The organism is Parvibaculum sp. (assembly GCF_045863935.1).
Taxonomy (GTDB): domain Bacteria; phylum Pseudomonadota; class Alphaproteobacteria; order Parvibaculales; family Parvibaculaceae; genus Parvibaculum.
Map to the genome: position 1 here is coordinate 1 of NZ_BTVP01000031.1, position 17,710 is coordinate 17,710.

At 63.1% G+C, this 17,710-nt stretch carries 17 protein-coding genes, 1 tRNA gene and 1 pseudogene; 14 read left to right on the top strand and 5 right to left on the bottom strand.

The genetic code is table 11. From position 1 onward, the window contains the following. Positions 1-121: 121 nt before the first annotated feature. Both ACKUUH_RS12860 and ACKUUH_RS12865 read left to right on the top strand, forming a co-directional pair. Positions 122-426: pseudogene (locus tag ACKUUH_RS12860) on the top strand (endonuclease domain-containing protein). A gap of 175 nt (positions 427-601) precedes the next feature. After that, the gene (locus ACKUUH_RS12865; protein WP_407950321.1) at positions 602-1,657 is read left to right on the top strand and encodes a hypothetical protein; all 1,056 of its coding nucleotides are present in this window, start codon (positions 602-604) and stop codon (positions 1,655-1,657) included. Between the two features lie 277 nt (positions 1,658-1,934). On the opposite strand, the gene lipB is transcribed toward ACKUUH_RS12865, so the two are convergent. Beyond that, entirely contained in the window at positions 1,935-2,618 is a 684-nt protein-coding gene (gene lipB, locus ACKUUH_RS12870) for a lipoyl(octanoyl) transferase LipB (protein WP_407950322.1), read from the bottom strand. A 63-nt stretch (positions 2,619-2,681) separates the two neighbouring features. Here lipB and ACKUUH_RS12875 point away from each other — a divergent pair, with 63 nt between their 5' ends. The 7 genes from ACKUUH_RS12875 (at position 2,682) to ACKUUH_RS12905 (ending at position 8,471) form a co-directional block, all read left to right on the top strand. Continuing rightward, positions 2,682-2,933: a FliM/FliN family flagellar motor switch protein gene (locus ACKUUH_RS12875; RefSeq protein WP_407950323.1), complete on the top strand. Its 252-nt coding sequence runs from the start codon at positions 2,682-2,684 to the stop codon at positions 2,931-2,933. 162 nt (positions 2,934-3,095) lie between these two features. Continuing rightward, positions 3,096-3,656: a bifunctional precorrin-2 dehydrogenase/sirohydrochlorin ferrochelatase gene (locus ACKUUH_RS12880; protein ID WP_407950324.1), complete on the top strand. Its 561-nt coding sequence runs from the start codon at positions 3,096-3,098 to the stop codon at positions 3,654-3,656. Continuing rightward, a complete protein-coding gene (locus ACKUUH_RS12885; protein ID WP_407950325.1) occupies positions 3,653-4,477 on the top strand; it encodes a phosphoadenylyl-sulfate reductase in 825 nt (274 codons plus the stop codon). Before ACKUUH_RS12880 ends, ACKUUH_RS12885 begins: the two co-directional genes overlap by 4 nt. Positions 4,478-4,549: 72 nt before the next feature. Further along, a tRNA-Leu gene (locus tag ACKUUH_RS12890) sits at positions 4,550-4,636 on the top strand. Between the two features lie 161 nt (positions 4,637-4,797). Then, positions 4,798-6,183: a magnesium transporter gene (gene mgtE, locus ACKUUH_RS12895; protein ID WP_407950326.1), complete on the top strand. Its 1,386-nt coding sequence runs from the start codon at positions 4,798-4,800 to the stop codon at positions 6,181-6,183. A 23-nt stretch (positions 6,184-6,206) separates the two neighbouring features. Further along, positions 6,207-7,217, top strand: coding sequence for a Kelch repeat-containing protein (locus ACKUUH_RS12900; protein ID WP_407950327.1), 1,011 nt, complete (start codon positions 6,207-6,209; stop codon positions 7,215-7,217). Positions 7,218-7,298: 81 nt separating this feature from the next. Continuing rightward, entirely contained in the window at positions 7,299-8,471 is a 1,173-nt protein-coding gene (locus ACKUUH_RS12905) for an isovaleryl-CoA dehydrogenase (protein ID WP_407950328.1), read from the top strand. 3 nt (positions 8,472-8,474) lie between these two features. On the opposite strand, the gene ACKUUH_RS12910 is transcribed toward ACKUUH_RS12905, so the two are convergent. Continuing rightward, positions 8,475-9,359, bottom strand: coding sequence for a phosphatase PAP2 family protein (locus ACKUUH_RS12910; RefSeq protein WP_407950329.1), 885 nt, complete (start codon positions 9,357-9,359; stop codon positions 8,475-8,477). A 107-nt stretch (positions 9,360-9,466) separates the two neighbouring features. Here ACKUUH_RS12910 and ACKUUH_RS12915 point away from each other — a divergent pair, with 107 nt between their 5' ends. Continuing rightward, a complete protein-coding gene (locus ACKUUH_RS12915; RefSeq protein ID WP_407950330.1) occupies positions 9,467-10,663 on the top strand; it encodes an acetyl-CoA C-acyltransferase in 1,197 nt (398 codons plus the stop codon). Position 10,664: 1 nt separating this feature from the next. On the opposite strand, the gene ACKUUH_RS12920 is transcribed toward ACKUUH_RS12915, so the two are convergent. Both ACKUUH_RS12920 and ACKUUH_RS12925 read right to left on the bottom strand, forming a co-directional pair. Continuing rightward, on the bottom strand, positions 10,665-11,060 hold the full coding sequence (locus ACKUUH_RS12920; protein ID WP_407950331.1) for a nuclear transport factor 2 family protein: 396 nt from the start codon (positions 11,058-11,060) through the stop codon (positions 10,665-10,667). 16 nt (positions 11,061-11,076) lie between these two features. Continuing rightward, a complete protein-coding gene (locus ACKUUH_RS12925; protein WP_407950332.1) occupies positions 11,077-11,667 on the bottom strand; it encodes a TetR/AcrR family transcriptional regulator in 591 nt (196 codons plus the stop codon). 105 nt (positions 11,668-11,772) lie between these two features. Here ACKUUH_RS12925 and ACKUUH_RS12930 point away from each other — a divergent pair, with 105 nt between their 5' ends. The 4 genes from ACKUUH_RS12930 to ACKUUH_RS12945 all read left to right on the top strand — a co-directional run bounded on the left by ACKUUH_RS12930 (position 11,773) and on the right by ACKUUH_RS12945 (position 16,789). After that, on the top strand, positions 11,773-13,359 hold the full coding sequence (locus ACKUUH_RS12930) for a carboxyl transferase domain-containing protein (RefSeq protein ID WP_407950359.1): 1,587 nt from the start codon (positions 11,773-11,775) through the stop codon (positions 13,357-13,359). 11 nt (positions 13,360-13,370) lie between these two features. Further along, entirely contained in the window at positions 13,371-15,395 is a 2,025-nt protein-coding gene (locus ACKUUH_RS12935) for an acetyl/propionyl/methylcrotonyl-CoA carboxylase subunit alpha (protein ID WP_407950333.1), read from the top strand. After that, positions 15,392-15,826 carry a DUF1489 family protein gene (locus tag ACKUUH_RS12940; RefSeq protein WP_407950334.1) on the top strand — a complete coding sequence of 145 codons (435 nt, stop codon included), beginning with the start codon at positions 15,392-15,394 and terminating at the stop codon, positions 15,824-15,826. Before ACKUUH_RS12935 ends, ACKUUH_RS12940 begins: the two co-directional genes overlap by 4 nt. 69 nt (positions 15,827-15,895) lie before the next feature. Next, complete coding sequence (locus ACKUUH_RS12945; RefSeq protein ID WP_407950335.1) at positions 15,896-16,789, top strand: alpha/beta hydrolase; 894 nt, start codon at positions 15,896-15,898, stop codon at positions 16,787-16,789. Between the two features lie 8 nt (positions 16,790-16,797). Here the strand turns inward: ACKUUH_RS12945 and panC are convergent, their stop codons facing one another. After that, positions 16,798-17,664 (bottom strand): pantoate--beta-alanine ligase, encoded by an 867-nt coding sequence (gene panC, locus ACKUUH_RS12950; protein WP_407950336.1) that lies wholly within the window; start codon positions 17,662-17,664, stop codon positions 16,798-16,800. Positions 17,665-17,710: the final 46 nt, after the last annotated feature.

Consider the following 17,710-nt stretch of genomic DNA (forward strand, 5'->3'; position numbering starts at 1 on the left):
ACCACACCGGATACCCGGCAAACCCGAACGCGATGGGTTTCGCAGAGGAATCCCCGAGGGGAGGGTGGGGCGGTAAGCTCGGTGTATGACGGATTTCCGTGTACGCCAGTTAAGACGCGATATGACGGAGGCGGAGAAGCGGCTCTGGAGCCGCCTGCGTGGCAACAGGCTTGGCTGCCACTTTCGGCGCCAGCATCGTGTTGGTGCGTACATCGTCGATTTTGCGTGCCTCGAAAAAAGCTCATCGTTGAAGTCGATGGAGGGCAGCACAACGAGCCGCAGGGACTGGTGCGTGACGGTCGCCGGACGGCATTCCTGAACCGCGATGGCTACACGGTGCTTCGTTTCTGGAACAATGATGTGCTTGCGCGCACCGATGATGTGGTGGAAACGATCTGGAGTCATCTCAATCGCGTAGAACGCTAACCACCCACCCTCCCCTCGGGGAGGGTCAAACGGCCCTTTTGCGGCCTGTCGGCAAAAGCAAACCAACGGAGGGCCGTTTGGGGCGGGGGGACGCGGAAACACCCCCCAACCCTGTCTCAACCCCTTCTCCCGCGCTATAGTCCTCCTCGGGGGAACGGACGGAAGGAGACGAGACATGCGCGGCATCAAGATTGCGGTCCTCACCCTCATGGCGCTGATCGGCGCGGGCCTTGCGCCCGCCTTCGCGCAAGGCGCCTCGGAAGCCGCGACGGGCCGCGCCGTCGAGTGGCAGACCGGCGACGATGTCTTCGCTGCCGCCGAAGAACTCACCTTCGACCGCAAGGTGAAGGGCGCGCTCACCGCCGCCGGACAGATCGTCATTCTCACGCGCGATGCGGAGGTCGGCGGCGATACATGGATCGCGGGCCGCCGCGTCGCGGTCGAGGGCGAGCTTGACGGCGATCTTTCGATCCGCGCGCAGGAAGCGCTCATCAATGGCGAGGTGAAGGGCAACGTCACCTTCTACGGCCTCGACCTTTCGCTCGGGCCGGACGCCGAAATCGCGGGCAACGTCACCTATTACTCTCCCTCCGCCGCGCAGATCGACAAGGGCGCGAAGGTCGCGGGCGAGATCAATGGCGAGGATTTCGTGCCCGGCCGGGGCGTTGACGAGGCGGAGCCGCGCCCCCGTGGCAGCACGCGCGAGGCCTGGCGGCAGGAGCACATGCACGAACGCTGGGACGACCGCTCGGGTCTCGCCGCGCCGGGATATCACATGACGGCGCCGGGCGCCGTCTTCTTCGGCGCACTCGCCATTGCGTTCGCGCTTCTCGCGCCCGCCGCGACCATGCGCATGCGCGAAGGGCTCGCGGGCGAATGGGCGATCGCCTTCGGGCTCGGGCTTGCCTGGCTCGTCGGCCTGCCGGTGATGATCTTCGCCGTCGCCATCACCATTGTCGGCCTGCCGATCGCCTTCCTGCTGCTTCTGCTCTGGCCGCTCGGCATGCTCTTCGGCCTCGTCGCGACACTCGTCGCCTTTGGCGACTACATATCGAGCCGCATCGGCGAGTTCGGGCAGGGCACGCTCGGGCGCATCGTCGGCATCGTTCTCGCGACGGCCATCGTCTGGATCGGCATTTCCATCCCCATCCTCGGCGCGCTCATCTGGCTCGCCGCCGTCGCAGGCGGCATCGGCCTCCTCTATATCGGCTTCCGCAGCGAGCCGGTCTGAGGGGCGCGAGGGCAGTAAAAAGCGGGGAAAGGTTTTTGCGCTCGATGGGAGCGGAGTCCCTGCGTCTTTTCTTGTCCCCGCTCTCGCGCAACGGCACTTTTTGTCCGGCGGGGATAAATCGCAATCCTCCGTATGGGGAGGATAAGTCGGTCAAATGTAACGGTTCTATGACATTCGTATGACGGCCGTTCATCCGCCTTGTGCGGATTTCTTCCCAAGCGCCGGTATTGCAAGCCGGATTCGGCTTATGCCCGGGTAACGTCCGTCTACGGATTAATTATGCGGGCTCGCCGCCGAAGATGCCGGCAAAGGTCCGCTTCAGCGCGATGTCGGCATCGGCCATCGTCGCGGTGAGCCCGAGATCGGCGAGGCTCGTCACGCCGAACTGGCTGATGCCGCAGGGCACGATGCCGGCGAAGTGGTCGAGGTCCGGATCGACGTTCAGGCTAACCCCATGAAACGTCACCCATTTCCGGATGCGCACGCCGATGGCCGCGATCTTGTCTTCTGCCGTCAGCCCCTTTTCCGGCCGCCTGACCCACACGCCGACGCGGCCCTCGCGCAGCTCGCCCGTCACGTTGAACTCGGCCAGGGCCGCGATCAGCCAGCGCTCCAGGTCCTCCACGAAGGCGCGGACGTCGGGCTTGCGGCGCTTCAGGTCGAGCATCACATAGGCCACCCGCTGCCCGGGCCCGTGATAGGTGTATTGCCCGCCACGGCCTGTCTTGAAGACGGGAAAGCGTTTGGGATCAATGAGATCTCGGACGTCGGCGCTTGTGCCGGCCGTATAGAGCGGGGGGTGTTCCAGCAGCCAGACCAGCTCGCGCGCCCGGCCTTCGGCGATTGCCGTGACCCTTGCCTCCATTTCGGCCACTGCCTCGCCATAGGGCACGGGAAGGTCGGAAATCCGCCATTCCGGCGTTTCCGTCATCTCGCCGGCGAGGGGGAGCGGCTTAACCATGGGGTAACTCTAGCATGCGATTTTAGGTGCCGTATCAGTGCTTTGGGGCAAGTGGGGTCGCTCGTGAATTCCGTCAACAACGTCTTTGTCGAACTCTCGGTCGTGCTTGGCAAGACCACGCTGCCGATCCATCAGCTTTTGAAGATGGGTCGCGGCGCGGTGATTGAACTCGGCACGAAGCAGGACGAGGAGATATGGATCCTGGCCAATAACGTGCCCATCGCGCGCGGGCAGATCGTCGTGCAGGGCGAGCGGGTAGCGGTTTCCATCACCTCCGTCCTCACCGCATCGGAATCGAGCGCCCAGCATTCCTGACGGCTGCGATATCCCGGAAGCACTGAAGAAGGGCCCTTTACGGGCCTTTTTTGTTATTCTGCGGAATACATGTGTAAAAAATATAATTATACGGACGAGAGTTGAATTATAAGGCATAGTTGTTATGTCTAGCGGGAAATTGAATGGCACCGGGAGGTGCACGTGCTTCCGATCCTGGTCGATCTCGGTTCCCTCAAGGTGATTCTGGTGGGCGAGGGCGAAGCCGCCGGGAAGCGGCTTGCCGCTCTCGACCATGCCGGCGCCCAGGACCTGGAAATCTATTGCGAGGCGCCGTCCGCGGCCTTCACGAAGGAGGCCGGCAAGCGGCTCAAGGGGGCGAGGCCCGGCGACGAAGCGCTGACATCGGCGCATCTCGTGTTTCTGGCGGGGCTTGGCGACCGGGAAAGCGTGGCCCTTGCGGGCAAGGCTCGCGCCGCCGGGCGCCTGGTGAATACGGAGGACGTGAAGCCGCTTTGCGACTTTCACATTCCCTCCATCGTCCGCCGCGGCGATCTGGTGATCTCGGTCTCGACAGGCGGCAAGTCTCCGGGCCTTGCGCGGCGGCTTCGACGGTATCTCGAAGGGCTTTTCGGGCCCGAATGGGCGGGACGGCTCGACGAGCTTGGACGCCAGCGCAGGGCCTGGCGTGCGGAAGGTCATGAACTCGCGGAAATCGGCCGCAAGACCGATGCCTATATCGAAGAGAAAGGCTGGCTCGAATGACAGCTATCGATCTCAGAAAGCGTCCGGGCAAGGCAGCCATGGGCGAGGACCGCGCGGCCATCATGGACGCGGCGACCGTTGGCTCGCCCGTGCTGCAGCGCCTCCGCGACGCATATTCGGGCCTTTCGGGCATGGACCTGCTCGAAGCTACGATCAAGAAGGCATTTCCGGGCAAGATCGCGGTGGTTTCTTCCTTCGGGGCTGAATCCGCCGTGCTCCTTCACATGGTGGCGCAGGTCGATCCGTCGACGCCTGTGATCTTCCTCAATACCGGTAAGCTCTTTGGTGAGACGCTGCGCTACCGCGACCGGCTGCAGGAAAAGCTCGGCCTTACCGACATTCGCGCCGTCGGGCCGCACCCTGCCGATCTCTTGGCGCAGGACCCGAATGGAGGCCTGTGGAACGCCGATGCCGATGCCTGCTGCTTCATCCGCAAGGTCCTGCCGCTCGAGCGGGCGCTGAAGGGGTTCGATGCTTCGATCACCGGCCGCAAGCGCTTCCAGACGAATGCGCGCGCGGTCATGGAGCCGATCGAGGAGGAGAGGGTGCGCGCTACCGGCGAGCCGGGCACGGCCACGGGCACCCGTTTCAAGGTCAATCCGCTGGCCCACTGGACGCAGGAAGACCTTGAAGCCTATCTCGATGAGTACAAGCTGCCGCGCCATCCGCTGGTGAAGGACAACTACCTTTCCATCGGCTGCATGCCCTGCACCGAGCGCGTGCCGGAGGGCGGCTCCTATCGCGATGGCCGCTGGGTCGGCAAGGATAAGGACGAGTGCGGCATCCATCTCCCCAACAATCTTGATGGCGACGGCATTTAAGCCTTCTTTCCTGCCATTTGCCGCTTGAGCAAGCGTCAGGGATTTGTTACATCCGCCCGGCCCACGAGGCATGCGGTCGTGGCGGAATTGGTAGACGCGCAGCGTTGAGGTCGCTGTGGGGTAACTCCCGTGGAAGTTCGAGTCTTCTCGACCGCACCATCAGAGCCCTGAGGCTCGTTAAAGGGTTTTCCTCTCCCTTTTTGAATCGCCATTTTTTCGCGGTTTGCTCCGGCTTTTCGTGCCTCCCCGGCTGGCAGGCCGGGGGCAAATAGCGCACACTCGCCGCAATTCGGGACCGCGATTCACACGGGAGTGCGCGCTTGGCCGACCCGGCTCACACACATGTACCGGAGGAAACGGCGGAGGACGCCCTGTCGCCGGGATTCGTGCGTTCGGTGGTTGACGCGGTGGACCGTGCCGATGCCGCGCAGGCGCGCGAACTCGTTCTGCCGTTGCGGCCAGCCGACCTTGCCGAACTTTTCGAGCTCCTGCGCAATGAAGAGCGCGAGGTGCTCGTCGGCATGCTCGGCAGCGACCTCAACCCGGAGGTCCTGAGCGAGCTCGACGAAAGCGTGCGCGACCATGTGATCGAGCTTCTCGATCCGAAGGATATTGCGGCGGCGCTGACGGAAATGGATTCCGACGACGCCGTCTACCTCCTCGAAGACATGGATGAGGCGGAGCAGCGGCTCATCCTCGACCAGTTGCCGGCGAGCGAACGCGCCGCCCTCGAACAATCTCTCGACTATCCCGACTACAGCGCCGGCCGTCTCATGCAGCGCGAGCTCGTCGCTGTGCCGCCTTATTGGGATATCGGTCAGACCATCGACTATCTGCGCGAGGCGAAGGAGCTTCCGGACGAGTTCTACGAAATCTTCGTCGTCGATGCCGCCTACAAGCCATGCGGTACCGTGCCGCTTTCCCGCCTCATGCGGACCAAGCGTCCTGTGAAGATCTCGGACATCATGGAGGCCGAGCAGACGCTCATTCCCGTCGGCATGGACCAGGAAGAAGTGGCGCTTCAGTTCAGCAAGTACGACCTCATTTCCGCCGCCGTGGTGGACGAGGCGGGCCGCCTCGTCGGCGTCATCACGGTGGACGACATCGTGGAAGTTATCAGCGAGGAAGCGGCCGAGGATATCCGCCTTCTCGCAGGCGTTGGCGAGGAAGCGATCTCGGACACCGTCTTTCAGACGAGCCGGAGCCGCGTTCCCTGGCTTCTCGTGAATCTGGTGACGGCGGTCATCGCCGCTTCAGTCATCGCGCTTTTCGATGGCACGATCGAGCAGATGGTGGCGCTCGCCGTGCTCATGCCGATCGTGGCGTCGATGGGGGGCAATGCGGGCACGCAGACGATGACCGTTACCGTCCGCGCGCTGGCGACGCGCGATCTTGTACCCTTCAATGCCAGCCGCACAATCCTTCGCGAGTTCTGGGTCGGCATCGTCAATGGCTGCGTCTTCGCTCTGTTGCTCGGAGTTCTGGTTGCGTTGATTTTCGGCAATGAGTGGCTCGGTTTGGTCTTCGCATCGGCCATGATGATCAACCTGGTGGTGGCGAGCCTTACGGGTATTCTCGTACCCTTGGGGCTCGACAAGGTTGGTGCCGACCCCGCCGTATCTTCGGCCGTTTTCGTTACCACGATGACGGACGTTGTCGGTTTTTTCTCGTTTCTGGGCCTTGCGGCGCTGGTCTTGTTCTACTGAGCGACGGAGCAGAGGGAGGTTTCATGTTCAAGACGTTGAAATGGCGGGGTGTTTTCTCGCTGGCCTTTCTGCTTGTCGCGGCCCCCATGACGGCCTCCGCATCCGGCTGGAGCGAAGGTGCGCCGATGTCCACGGGCCGGGCCTTCGCGGGTGGCGCATTGCTTGGCAGCGACTTCTATGTGATCGGTGGCGACAGCACCTCCGGTCCGCGCACGGTCGCCGAAATTTACGACATGCGCGGGAATATCTGGCGCGCCGCTCCGGCGCTGCCGGTCGGCCTTCAGCAGTTCGGCATGGCCGCGCATGGCGGCAAGCTTTTCGTTTCGGGCGGATATGAAGCGCCTGCGCCGCAGCGGCAGGATTTCGTTACCTCCGGCGGCACATCCAGTTTGGCCGATGTGGCAGAAGCCGGGGATACCGCCAATAGCTGGGTCTACGATCCGCGTGTCGGTACGTGGCTCGGCACCGCCGACATGCCCGCCAGAAGAGCAGGGCACGGTCTCGTCTCTGTCGGCGGACGGATTTACGCGCTTGGCGGGCGCGGCGATGGCGCCTCGCGCGTCTGGGCCTACGATCCTGGCGCCGATAGCTGGGAGGCAGTCGGCGACGCCATGCCCGCACCGCGCGTCGCCGCGGCTTACGTTGCCGTCGACGGCCGCATCTATGCGATCGGCGGCCTGTCGGATGGTGCGGCTACGTCGCGCGTCGATATTTTCGATCCGTCCACGGGCAGGTGGGCCAGCGGCCCGGCCTTGCCAGCGCCGCGTTCGGGCCATGTCGCAGCCCTGCTCGACGGCAAGGTCCACGTTACGGGCGGAGAGCAGCGGGTGCCGCCACGCACCTATGGCGACCATTTCGTCCTCGACCTTGCGAACAATCGGTGGGAGCAGGCGAAGCCGATGCCGACGCCGCGCCACGGCTCCGTTGCCGCGGCGGCGGACGGAAAGTTCGTCGTGGTGGGTGGGAGCCCGGGGGCGGGCGTTTATACAGTCTTCACGGAATCCGACGTCGTGGATATCTACTCCGCCGAATGAATGTGCGGCCCACCCGATCGGGGCGGTGACGACGGCGTCAAGGGCGTGGCATAAACGCCCGGCAATAAAAGGAAAAAGCCCATGCTTCCGAACGACTATCCTTCGCTCGATTTCGATCTAGGTGAAACCGCCGACATGATCCGCGACACGGTGCGCGCATTCACCGCGGATAAAATCACGCCGCGTGCCGCCGAGATCGACCGCAGCAACGAGTTTCCGCGCGATCTCTGGCCGCAGCTCGGTGAGCTCGGTCTCCTGGGGATAACGGTCGAGGAAGAGTTTGGCGGCACTGGGCTTGGCTATCTCGAGCACGTCGTTGCGATGGAAGAGATCAGTCGCGGTTCGGCGAGCGTCGGCCTTTCCTACGGCGCGCATTCCAACCTCTGCGTGAACCAGCTTCGCCGCTGGGGCACGGATGCGCAGAAGCGGAAATACCTGCCCAAGCTCATGTCGGGTGAGCATGTCGGCGCGCTTGCCATGTCCGAGCCCGGTTCCGGTTCGGATGTCGTGTCGATGCGGCTCAAGGCGGAGAAAAAGGGCGACCGCTATGTGCTCAACGGCAACAAGATGTGGATTACCAACGGTCCCGATGCAGAAACGCTGATCGTCTATGCGAGGACCGATGCCAATGCGGGCCCGAAGGGGATCACGCCTTTCCTGATCGAGAAGGGCATGAAGGGTTTCAGCGCCGCCCAGAAACTCGACAAGCTCGGTATGCGCGGCTCAAACACCGCCGAACTCGTCTTCCAGGATTGCGAGGTCCCCGAGGATAATGTTCTCGGCAAGGTGAATGAGGGCGTACGCGTGCTGATGTCCGGCCTCGACTATGAGCGGGCGGTGCTCGCCGCCGGTCCGCTCGGCATCATGCAGGCCTGCATGGACGCGGTCGTGCCGTATGTCCATGAGCGCAAGCAGTTCGGCGAACCGATCGGCACATTCCAGCTCATGCAGGGCAAGCTCGCCGACATGTATTCGACGATGAATGCCTGCCGGGCCTATGTCTATGCCGTTGCGAAAGCCTGCGACCGGGGGCAGACGACGCGCAAGGATGCGGCCGGCGCGATCCTCTACGCCGCGGAAAAAGCGACATGGATGGCTCTGGAGGCGATCCAGGCGCTCGGCGGCAACGGGTACATTAACGACTATTCGACGGGCCGCCTGCTGCGCGACGCCAAGCTCTACGAGATCGGAGCGGGGACAAGCGAGATCCGCCGCATGCTGATCGGTCGCGAACTTTTCAACGAGACGGCGTGAGCCCTACTTTATCAGCTTCAGCCTGCGGAAGATTGCCGGTGCGATCCATGTGGCGTAGATGCCGATGCCCGTGATCGCGATATACCCGGTGATCGCGTCCGGCAGCCCCACCGCGGTTCCGCCCATCATCAGGACTTTCCGGAGCGCGAAGAGACCGGCGATGCCGCCGACGGCCATGAGCACCTGCAGCCACCAGGCGGGGAGGAGGGGCTTCTCGGGTGCTGCCTTGCGGTCGAGCGCGGCGCCTGCGAACCAGCCGAGCAGCAGAAACAGGACGCCCGCGATGCCGGTCGGTTCCTCGCCTTTCGGCCAGATCAGCCAGAGTGCCGGGATCGCGACGATGATGACCACGAAATCCATCCAGGCCGGCAGCTTGCGCCAGCGCGCGATGACGCGCTCATGTACGAGCACGGCGAAGATGGCGAGCGTGAAGAAGCCGAGCAGGATGCCGGCGAGCACGTCCTCGACGTCATGCACACCGAGATAGAGGCGGCTGAAGCAGACGCCGGCGGCAATGACGAGGGCTACCGCCCACGCCCATGGGCGTTTTATCTCGTAGGCCAGCCAGAGCCACATGGCGACAGCGACTTGCGCGTGACCGGAGGGAAGGCCGTAGGAATCCGCAACGCGGTCGGCGTCGAGTTGAAAGGCGGGGTCGGGGCGGGCGTCCTGCCAGAAGTCCTTCAGCCATGCATTGACCACAGCAGTCAGCGCGATCAGGACGGCGAGGCGGGAAAAAAGGGTCCTGTCCCAGAGCCAGTATCCGATGGGCATGAAGATCAGGAAGAACGGCGTGTATCCGAGGAAGGTGAAGCCGTTGAAGATGACGGTGGCCGCGTCGCTGCGTAAGGGCAGGACCCAGCTCAGGTCGTGCAGGAAGTTCTCCACCGATTTTCCCCCTTCTTTGGTCTGGCCTGTTTGGCCCGACATATTTCTAGGCTAGGTTTCCCCACGAATCCCGGCCGGTTGGCTAACTCTAGCGTGGAAACGAACACATGGCACAAGGCAGCGAAAAGGACCCCGTCGTCATCGTCAGTGCGGCGCGCACCCCCATGGGCGGGTTTCAGGGCGTGCTTGCGGGCAAAACCGGGCCTGAACTGGGCGCCATCGCCATTCAGGGGGCGGTTGAGCGGGCAGGGCTTGCGGCGACGGCCGTGGACGAGGTGCTGATGGGCTGCGTTCTTTCCGCCGGTCTCGGGCAAGCGCCCGCGCGGCAGGCGGCGCTCGGGGCCGGGCTCGACGAGGGCACGCCCAGCACGACCGTCAACAAGATGTGCGGGTCGGGCATGAAGGCCGTGATGATGGCGCAGGACGCGTTGGCGGCTGGGCGCGGCGACGTCGTGATCGCGGGCGGTCTCGAAAGCATGACGAACGCACCCTATCTGCTGCCAAAGGCGCGTGGCGGCATGCGGCTCGGCCACGGCGAGGTGAAGGACCACATGTTCCTCGACGGGCTGGAAGACGCTTACGAGGGCCGCTTGATGGGCTTCTATGCCGAGGAGACGGCGAAGCACTATCAGTTCACCCGCGAGCAGCAGGATGCCTATGCGCTCACATCGCTTGCCCGCGCGAAGAAGGCGGTGGAAGACGGCACCTTCTCCCATGAAATCGTGCCGGTCGAGGTGACGACGAAGAAGGGTGCTATCGAGGTTGTGAATGACGAGCAGCCGCTGACAGCCGATCCCGCAAAGATACCGACGCTGAAGCCCGCCTTTGCGGCAGGCGGTTCCGTAACGGCGGCGAATTCGAGTTCCATTTCCGACGGCGCCGCGGCACTTGTCCTCATGCGCCTTTCGGAAGCGGAGCGCCGTGGCCTGGCGCCGCTCGCTGCCATTCGCGGCCAGACCATGCATGCGCAGGCGCCAGCCTGGTTTTCGACCGCGCCGGTCGGGGCCATCTCGAAGCTCATGGAAAAGACCGGCTGGTCGGCAAGCGACATCGACCTCTGGGAAGTCAACGAGGCGTTTGCCGTGGTTGCGATGGCGGCCATCCGCGATCTTGGCCTCAGCCACGAGAACATGAATATCTATGGCGGCGCCTGCGCGCTCGGCCATCCAATCGGTGCATCCGGCGCGCGCATCCTTGTGACGCTGCTCAACGCCCTGAAGCAAACCGATACGAAGCGCGGCGTCGCCTCGCTCTGCATCGGGGGCGGCGAGGCGACGGCGGTCGCGATAGAGAGGCTGAACTAGCTCAGGCGGCAGCCTGGCCGAGCGTTGCCCTGACATGTTCGGCGAGGGCAATAAGGCCGTTCAGCGGGCGGATCAGCACTTCGATATGCGCGATCTCACCGGCCTCGTTCACCGTGATGCGGTCGATGCCCTTGAGTTTCTTGTCGCCGATGCGCGCGGTGAACTCGAGAATGATGTCCTGACCGTCGACCCATTCCTTGGTGTAGGTGAAATCCTCGAAACCCTGCATCACCGCCGTCAGGATCGCTATCACATAGGGCTTCGACGCCTTTGGCGTGAAGAAGGCGGGTGAGGAAATCATCGCGCCCTCTGCGACCAGCGCATCGAGGCGCGCGGCGTCGTGAGTCTCGACAAACTCGTACCAGCGGTTGAGGAAAGTTCTCGCTTCGTTGGACATGGCGTCCTCCCGAGGATTACTTCAGCACGCCCTGCAGCACGAGGCGCGTGTGAATGTCGATGAGCGTCTTCCGGTCGATCCGGCCTTTCGCATCGTACCATGTGCAAATGCCTGTCAGCATTGCGAGGATGGCGTATGCGCTGACAGGTATGTCGTCAATTTTGAACAGGCGTTTTTCTGTCCCGCGTTCGAGGATGTCGCAGAGCCGTTCTTCATAGGCGCGGCGCAAGGCGACGATCTTCTTGCGGTTTTTGGGGTCGAGGCTGCGCAATTCGGACGAGCCGATGAAGACCTCGCGCTTGCGTTCGATATGATAGGTGAGGTGAAAGGCGATGAAGGCCTTGAGCCGCGCAAGCGGGTCCTCGATGCCATCGAGTTCGGCGTCGACGCTCTGAAGCAGCGTCACCATGTGATTGTGGATGAGATCGAAAAGAAGGTCCTGCTTGGTCTCGATATGGTTGTAGAGGGAGCCGGGCTGCAGGCCGACCCGGGCCGCGAGCTGTCGCAGGCTCACCGCTTCGAAGCCGCGCTCGTGAATAAGGTCGAGCCCTGCCTCGCGGATGGCGGCGAGCGTCTTTTTGCCCGAGGAACCTGCCGTTCTGCTCAATAGACGATCCTTCGATTGAAGGCCGATCCGGGCCTTGCCTGATCCAGGATACGAACGTATGATCGTTTTTATAAAAAATCCAGTCCGGGATGGAATGCCGTGGCGATTCTGAAAACAAGCGTCAACACGCGGGATGCCCGCTTCAAGCAGAATGCGGAGGCGATGGGGCGGCTCACCGCCGCGCTCAACGAGGAGAGGGGGAGGGCGGCGCTTGGTGGCGACGAACGCTCCCGTGAGCGGCATGTTTCGCGCGGCAAGATGCTGCCGCGCGAACGCGTCTACGGGCTCATCGATCCGGGTACGCCCTTCCTCGAATTATCCCCGATGGCCGCGCATGACATGTATGGCGAGGCGATCAACGCTGCCGGCATCATTACGGGCATAGGGCGCATCGCTGGCCAGGAATGCGTCATCGTCTGCAACGATGCGACGATCAAGGGCGGTACCTATTATCCGGTTACGGTGAAGAAGCATCTCCGCGCGCAGGAAGTGGCGCTCGAAAACAATCTGCCCTGCTTCTATCTGGTGGATTCGGGTGGTGCGAACCTGCCGAACCAGGCGGACATCTTCCCCGACCGCGAGCATTTCGGCCGCATCTTCTACAATCAGGCGCGCATGTCGGCGAAAGGTATCCCGCAGGTTGCCGTCGTCATGGGGTCCTGCACGGCGGGCGGCGCCTATGTTCCAGCCATGTCCGACGAAACGGTGATCGTCCGCAAGCAGGGCACGATTTTCCTTGGCGGTCCGCCGCTGGTGAAGGCGGCGACGGGCGAGGTGGTGACGGCGGAAGACCTCGGCGGCGCGGATGTCCATTCCCGCAAGTCCGGCGTGACCGACCACTATGCTGTGGACGATGCCCATGCGCTTGCCATTGCGCGCCAGATTGCGGGCACGCTCAACCGGAAGAAGTCCATCGCCATTCCGCTCGCCGAACCGCGAGAGCCGCTCTACGACATGGCCGAGCTCGACGGCGTTGTGCCGTATTCGCTCTCGATCCAGTACGATGTGCGCGAGGTGATCGCGCGGCTGGTGGACGGCTCCGATTTCGACGAGTTCAAGAAGCTCTACGGCACCACGCTGGTCTGCGGTTTCGCGCATATCCACGGGCTGCCGGTCGGCATTATCGCAAATAACGGCATCCTCTTTTCGGAGTCGGCCCTGAAGGGGGCCCATTTCATCGAACTCTGCTGTCAGCGCAAGGTGCCGATTCTCTTTCTCCAGAACATTGCAGGTTTCATGGTGGGCCGTGAATATGAGACGGGCGGCATCGCCAAGGACGGCGCAAAGCTGGTGACGGCGGTGGCGTCGGCCAATGTGCCGAAGGTCACGCTGATCATCGGCGGCTCCTACGGCGCGGGCAATTACGGCATGTGCGGACGCGCCTATTCGCCCCGTTTTCTCTTCACCTGGCCCAATGCGCGGATATCCGTCATGGGCGGAGAGCAGGCGGCCAGCGTGCTCGCGACGGTGCATCGCGACGCGGAGAAGTGGACGCCGGAAGAAGCAGACGCCTTCAAGGCACCGATCCGCGCAAAATATGACGAGGAAGGGCACCCCTATTTCGCAACCGCGCGGCTTTGGGACGATGGAATCGTCGCTCCTTCGGAGACGCGGCGCGTTCTTGCGCTCGCATTCTCGGCTACTCTCAATGCGCCGATACCGGAGACGCCCTTTGGCGTCTTCCGGATGTGAGGAGGGGATAAATGTTCAAGACTCTTCTCATCGCCAATCGCGGCGAGATCACCGTCCGTATCATCCGCACCGCGCGGCGCATGGGCCTCAAGACCATTGCCGTCTATTCCGATGCTGACGCAAATGCCTATCACGTCGCGGAGGCGGACGAGGCATACCGGATCGGACCGGCGCCGGCTGCCGAAAGCTATCTCCGCATCGACGCCATTCTCGATGCCTGCGCGCGCTCGGGCGCGGAGGCGGTGCATCCCGGTTATGGATTCCTGTCGGAGAATGCGGGCTTTGCGGAGGCATGCGAGAAGGCCGGGCTCATTTTCGTCGGGCCGCCTGCGAGCGCCATCCGCGCCATGGGTCTCAAGGACGCCGCCAAGGCGCTCATGGAGAAGGCCAATGTGCCGGTGGTCCCTGGCTATCATGGGAATAACCAGGACGCGGACTTTCTCGGCGAGCAGGCAGTGAAGATCGGCTACCCCGTACTCATCAAGGCGGTCGCGGGCGGCGGCGGCAAGGGCATGCGTCGCGTCGACGACCCCGCCGACTTCGCCAGGGAACTCAAGAGCGCGCAGCGCGAGGCGGAGTCCGCCTTTGGCGATGAGCGTGTGCTTGTCGAAAAATATGTCGCACGACCGCGCCATATCGAGATTCAAGTCTTCGCGGATGGTCATGGGCAAGCCGTTTCGCTCTACGAGCGCGATTGCTCGCTGCAGCGCCGCCACCAGAAAGTGATCGAGGAGGCGCCGGCACCCGGTATGCCGCCTGAAATGCGGAAGGCTATGGGCGAGGCGGCGGTGGCCGCGGCGAAGGCCATCGGCTATCGCGGCGCGGGCACGGTCGAGTTCATTGCGGATGCGTCCGACGGGCTCAAGCCGGACGGGTTCTGGTTCATGGAAATGAACACGCGCCTTCAGGTCGAGCATCCGGTGACGGAGGCGATCACGGGGCTCGATCTTGTCGAGTGGCAGCTTCGTGTTGCGGCGGGCGAGCACCTGCCGCTCACGCAGGACAAGGTACCGCTGAAAGGCCACGCGGTCGAAGTGCGCCTCTATGCGGAAGACCCGGCGAAGAAGTTCTTTCCCTCGACCGGCAAGCTGCTGCGTCTTCGTCTCCCGTCAAACATGTCACATGTCCGTACCGACATGGGCGTGCGCGAGGACGATGAGGTGAGCATGTTCTACGATCCGATGATCGGAAAGATCATCGCGCATGGCGAGACACGGCTGATCACGCTTCGTACGCTCCGGGGATTTTTGTCTCGCATGGAGGTCGCGGGCCCAAAGACAAATCTCGCTTTTCTCGCCGCGACGATGGGCCACGAGGCCTTCATGGCCGGGGATATCGATACGGGCTTCATCGACCGGCATCTCGATCAGCTCGTCCCGAAGGGCGGGGCAGAGCCGCGCGTCCTTGCGCTTGGCGTCGCTGCGCATCTTCTCCGCCGGAAGGCGCAGTTGGAAGCTTCGCAGCGGCTGGGCGATGAACCCTTCTCGCCCTGGTCGGCGAGCGATAGCTGGGTTCCCGGCGGGCACCGCAGCGAGCAGATGAAATTTCTCGTGGCGGGCGAGGAAGTCATGCTCACCGTCGTTCCGGACGGAGAGGGCTGGCGTATTGTGGGCGCGCGCGAGGAGGGCGACGATATGCTCGCTTCCGCCGCCATGAGCGACGACAACGCGCTGACGGCGACGGTCGATGGCGTTCGTCTGAGCGCAGCTTGTGTCTCCAGGGGCGCGGGATTTATCCTCATCCACGAAGGAACGGCGACAGAGTTCGAAATCGCCGATCCGATGGATGTCGATGTTGCGTCCGACGCAGATACGGGTGCGCTCAAGGCGCCAATGCCCGGGAAGATTGTTCAGGTGCTGACCGAAGCCGGGGCAAGCGTCAAGAAGGGCGCGGCGCTCGTGGTCATGGAAGCGATGAAGATGGAGCAGACCTTGGTGGCAGGTGTCGATTCCGTGGTTGCCGCGGTGCATGCCGGTGTGGGCGACCAGATTGAGGCGGGGGCCGTGCTCGTTACCTTCGAGGAGAGCAAGGATTGACGGTTCATCTCGTCAAACTCTGCGTCGGTGCGGACGATATTTCAGACCTTGCTGAATGGCAGGCCGAGCGGCTTGCCGAAAAGAAGAAGCTCAAGCAGCCGCAGGTTCTCGCACATGTGACCCGCATGGCGCCGAAGCGCGCCGAGGAACTTCTCTCCGGAGGATCGCTCTACTGGGTCATGAAGGGCGTCATCCGGTGCCGCCAGAAGCTCATCGGGATCGAACCCTTTACCGACAATGAAGGCATCGGCCGCTGCCGCCTTGTGCTCGACAATGAAATTGTGCCGACGCGGCGGCAGGAGCGGCGACCCTTTCAGGGCTGGCGGTATCTGGAGGCCAAGGATGCGCCTGCGGATGTGAAAAAGGGCGAGGCGGGGGACGACATGCCCGAGGAAATGCGCCGGGAGCTCGAAGAACTCGGGCTTCTCTGACCCGCCCGAAAGAGCGGGTGACAGGCGGCAGCTCCCGTGCTGGTGTTGGAAAAACGTGAGGGAGGGACCATGCGCCGCGACATCGAGTTCAAGACGGAAGATGGCGTTGCCCTTCGTGGCTGGTTCTACCCGGGCAAGGGTGCAAAGGGGCCAGCACCTACGGTGGTCATGGCGCACGGCTTTTCCGCCGTGAAGGAAATGTACCTCGACGACTTCGCGGAATTCTTCGCGGAGGCAGGAATATCCTCGCTGGTTTACGATCATCGTAATTGCGGCGACAGCGATGGCGCCCCTCGCGGTCATCTCGATCCGCGACAGCAGATCGACGGCTATCGCGATGCGATTACTCATGCGCAAGCGATGGACGAAGTCGATCCGGACCGTATCGGCATCTGGGGCTCGAGTTATTCGGGAGGACATGTGCTGGTCGTCGGCGCAATCGACCGGCGCGTCAAATGCGTCGTTTCGCAAGTGCCGCTGGTTGCCGGTCTCGAGTCGGCGCGGCGGCTCATACGCGGCGATCACTGGAAGGCAATGCGGGCGGGATTTGAGGCGGATCGCGCCGCCCGGATGCGGGGTGAACCCGGCGTACGCGTTCCTGTGACGGCACCGGAGGGTGAGCTTTGCGCTTTGCCAACGGCGGATACCTACGAATTCTTCACCGAGTTCACGCGATCCAACTCGACGAAGTGGGAGAACGAGGTGACGCTCGAGTCCGTCGAGCTTTTCACCGAGTACGAGCCAGGGATATATGTATCGCGCATAGCGCCGACACCGCTTCTTCTCGTCGCGGCGCTTGAGGATCATCTGACACCCTACGACATGACGGCGGCGGCCTATGAGGCAGCGCTGGAGCCGAAGAGGTTCCTCACGCTGCCTTGCGGGCATTTTCAGGCCTATACAGGGGACATGTTCAAGATGTCCGCGCCGGTGCAACGCGACTGGTTCAAGGCGCATCTCTGAGCGCGCGTTCAGACCGGCATGTTGTCTATAAGACGTGTCCGGCCAATCTTCGCCGCAACGAGTATGCGGGCGGGACCGGAGGGCTTGTCCTCCGGGAAAGCGGCAAGGGAAGCGGCGTCGCGGATCTCAAGGTAGTCGAGTTTATCGAAGCCGAGCACGAGGATACGCTTCGACCCTTCGCTCACCGCTTCGGAGATCGGCTTTCCTTTGGCGACGTTCGCTGCCGTCTCGCGCAGGATGACGTTCAGTTGGCCGGCGGCCTTCCGCTCCTCCGGCGAGAGATAGACGTTGCGCGACGACATGGCGAGGCCGTCCGCTTCCCGCATGATAGGCCCGCCCAGAATTTCGACGGGAATGTCGAGGTCGGCAACCATGCGGCGGATCACCATGAGCTGCTGCCAATCCTTCTCACCGAAGATCGCGATTTCGGGCATCGCGCGGAGGATCAGCTTGGCGACGACCGTAGCGACGCCCGCAAAATGCGTTGGTCGAAACGTGCCTTCCAGAGGCTCCGTAACGCCGGTGAGCGAGATCGTGGTCGAGAAGCCTTCGGGATACATGTCGGCCGCGTCAGGCGCAAAAATGAGGTCGGCCTGGCCTTCCAACTTTGCGGCATCGGCTGCTTCGGTACGGGGATAAGCTGAGAAATCCTCGTTCGGCGCGAACTGGGTCGGGTTCACGAAAATGGAAACGACGACGCGGTCGGCTTTCGTTCGGGCGAGGTCGATGAGCGACAGGTGTCCTTCATGGAGTGCTCCCATGGTCGGCACGAGCGCAACGCTCAGGCCCTCCTTGCGCCAGGCGGCGACAGCCTCGCGGAGGTCGGCGGCGCTGCGTGCGACGGGAATCTTGTAGCTCGCGGTATCGAGCGGCATGGGGCAAGTCCTCCGGAAAAACCGCGCGGAAGATAGCGGCGAAGAG

Bases quoted from the DNA above. Each gene is read 5' to 3' on its own strand.
- ACKUUH_RS12885 (WP_407950325.1), top strand. From the start codon at position 3,653: ATGACAGCTATCGATCTCAGAAAGCGTCCGGGCAAGGCAGCCATGGGC.
- ACKUUH_RS12915 (WP_407950330.1), top strand. From the start codon at position 9,467: ATGGCACAAGGCAGCGAAAAGGACCCCGTCGTCATCGTCAGTGCGGCG.
- panC (WP_407950336.1), bottom strand. From the start codon at position 17,664: ATGCCGCTCGATACCGCGAGCTACAAGATTCCCGTCGCACGCAGCGCC.
- ACKUUH_RS12905 (WP_407950328.1), top strand. From the start codon at position 7,299: ATGCTTCCGAACGACTATCCTTCGCTCGATTTCGATCTAGGTGAAACC.
- ACKUUH_RS12945 (WP_407950335.1), top strand. From the start codon at position 15,896: ATGCGCCGCGACATCGAGTTCAAGACGGAAGATGGCGTTGCCCTTCGT.
- ACKUUH_RS12900 (WP_407950327.1), top strand. From the start codon at position 6,207: ATGTTCAAGACGTTGAAATGGCGGGGTGTTTTCTCGCTGGCCTTTCTG.
- ACKUUH_RS12865 (WP_407950321.1), top strand. From the start codon at position 602: ATGCGCGGCATCAAGATTGCGGTCCTCACCCTCATGGCGCTGATCGGC.
- lipB (WP_407950322.1), bottom strand. From the start codon at position 2,618: ATGGTTAAGCCGCTCCCCCTCGCCGGCGAGATGACGGAAACGCCGGAA.
- ACKUUH_RS12935 (WP_407950333.1), top strand. From the start codon at position 13,371: ATGTTCAAGACTCTTCTCATCGCCAATCGCGGCGAGATCACCGTCCGT.
- ACKUUH_RS12920 (WP_407950331.1), bottom strand. From the start codon at position 11,060: ATGTCCAACGAAGCGAGAACTTTCCTCAACCGCTGGTACGAGTTTGTC.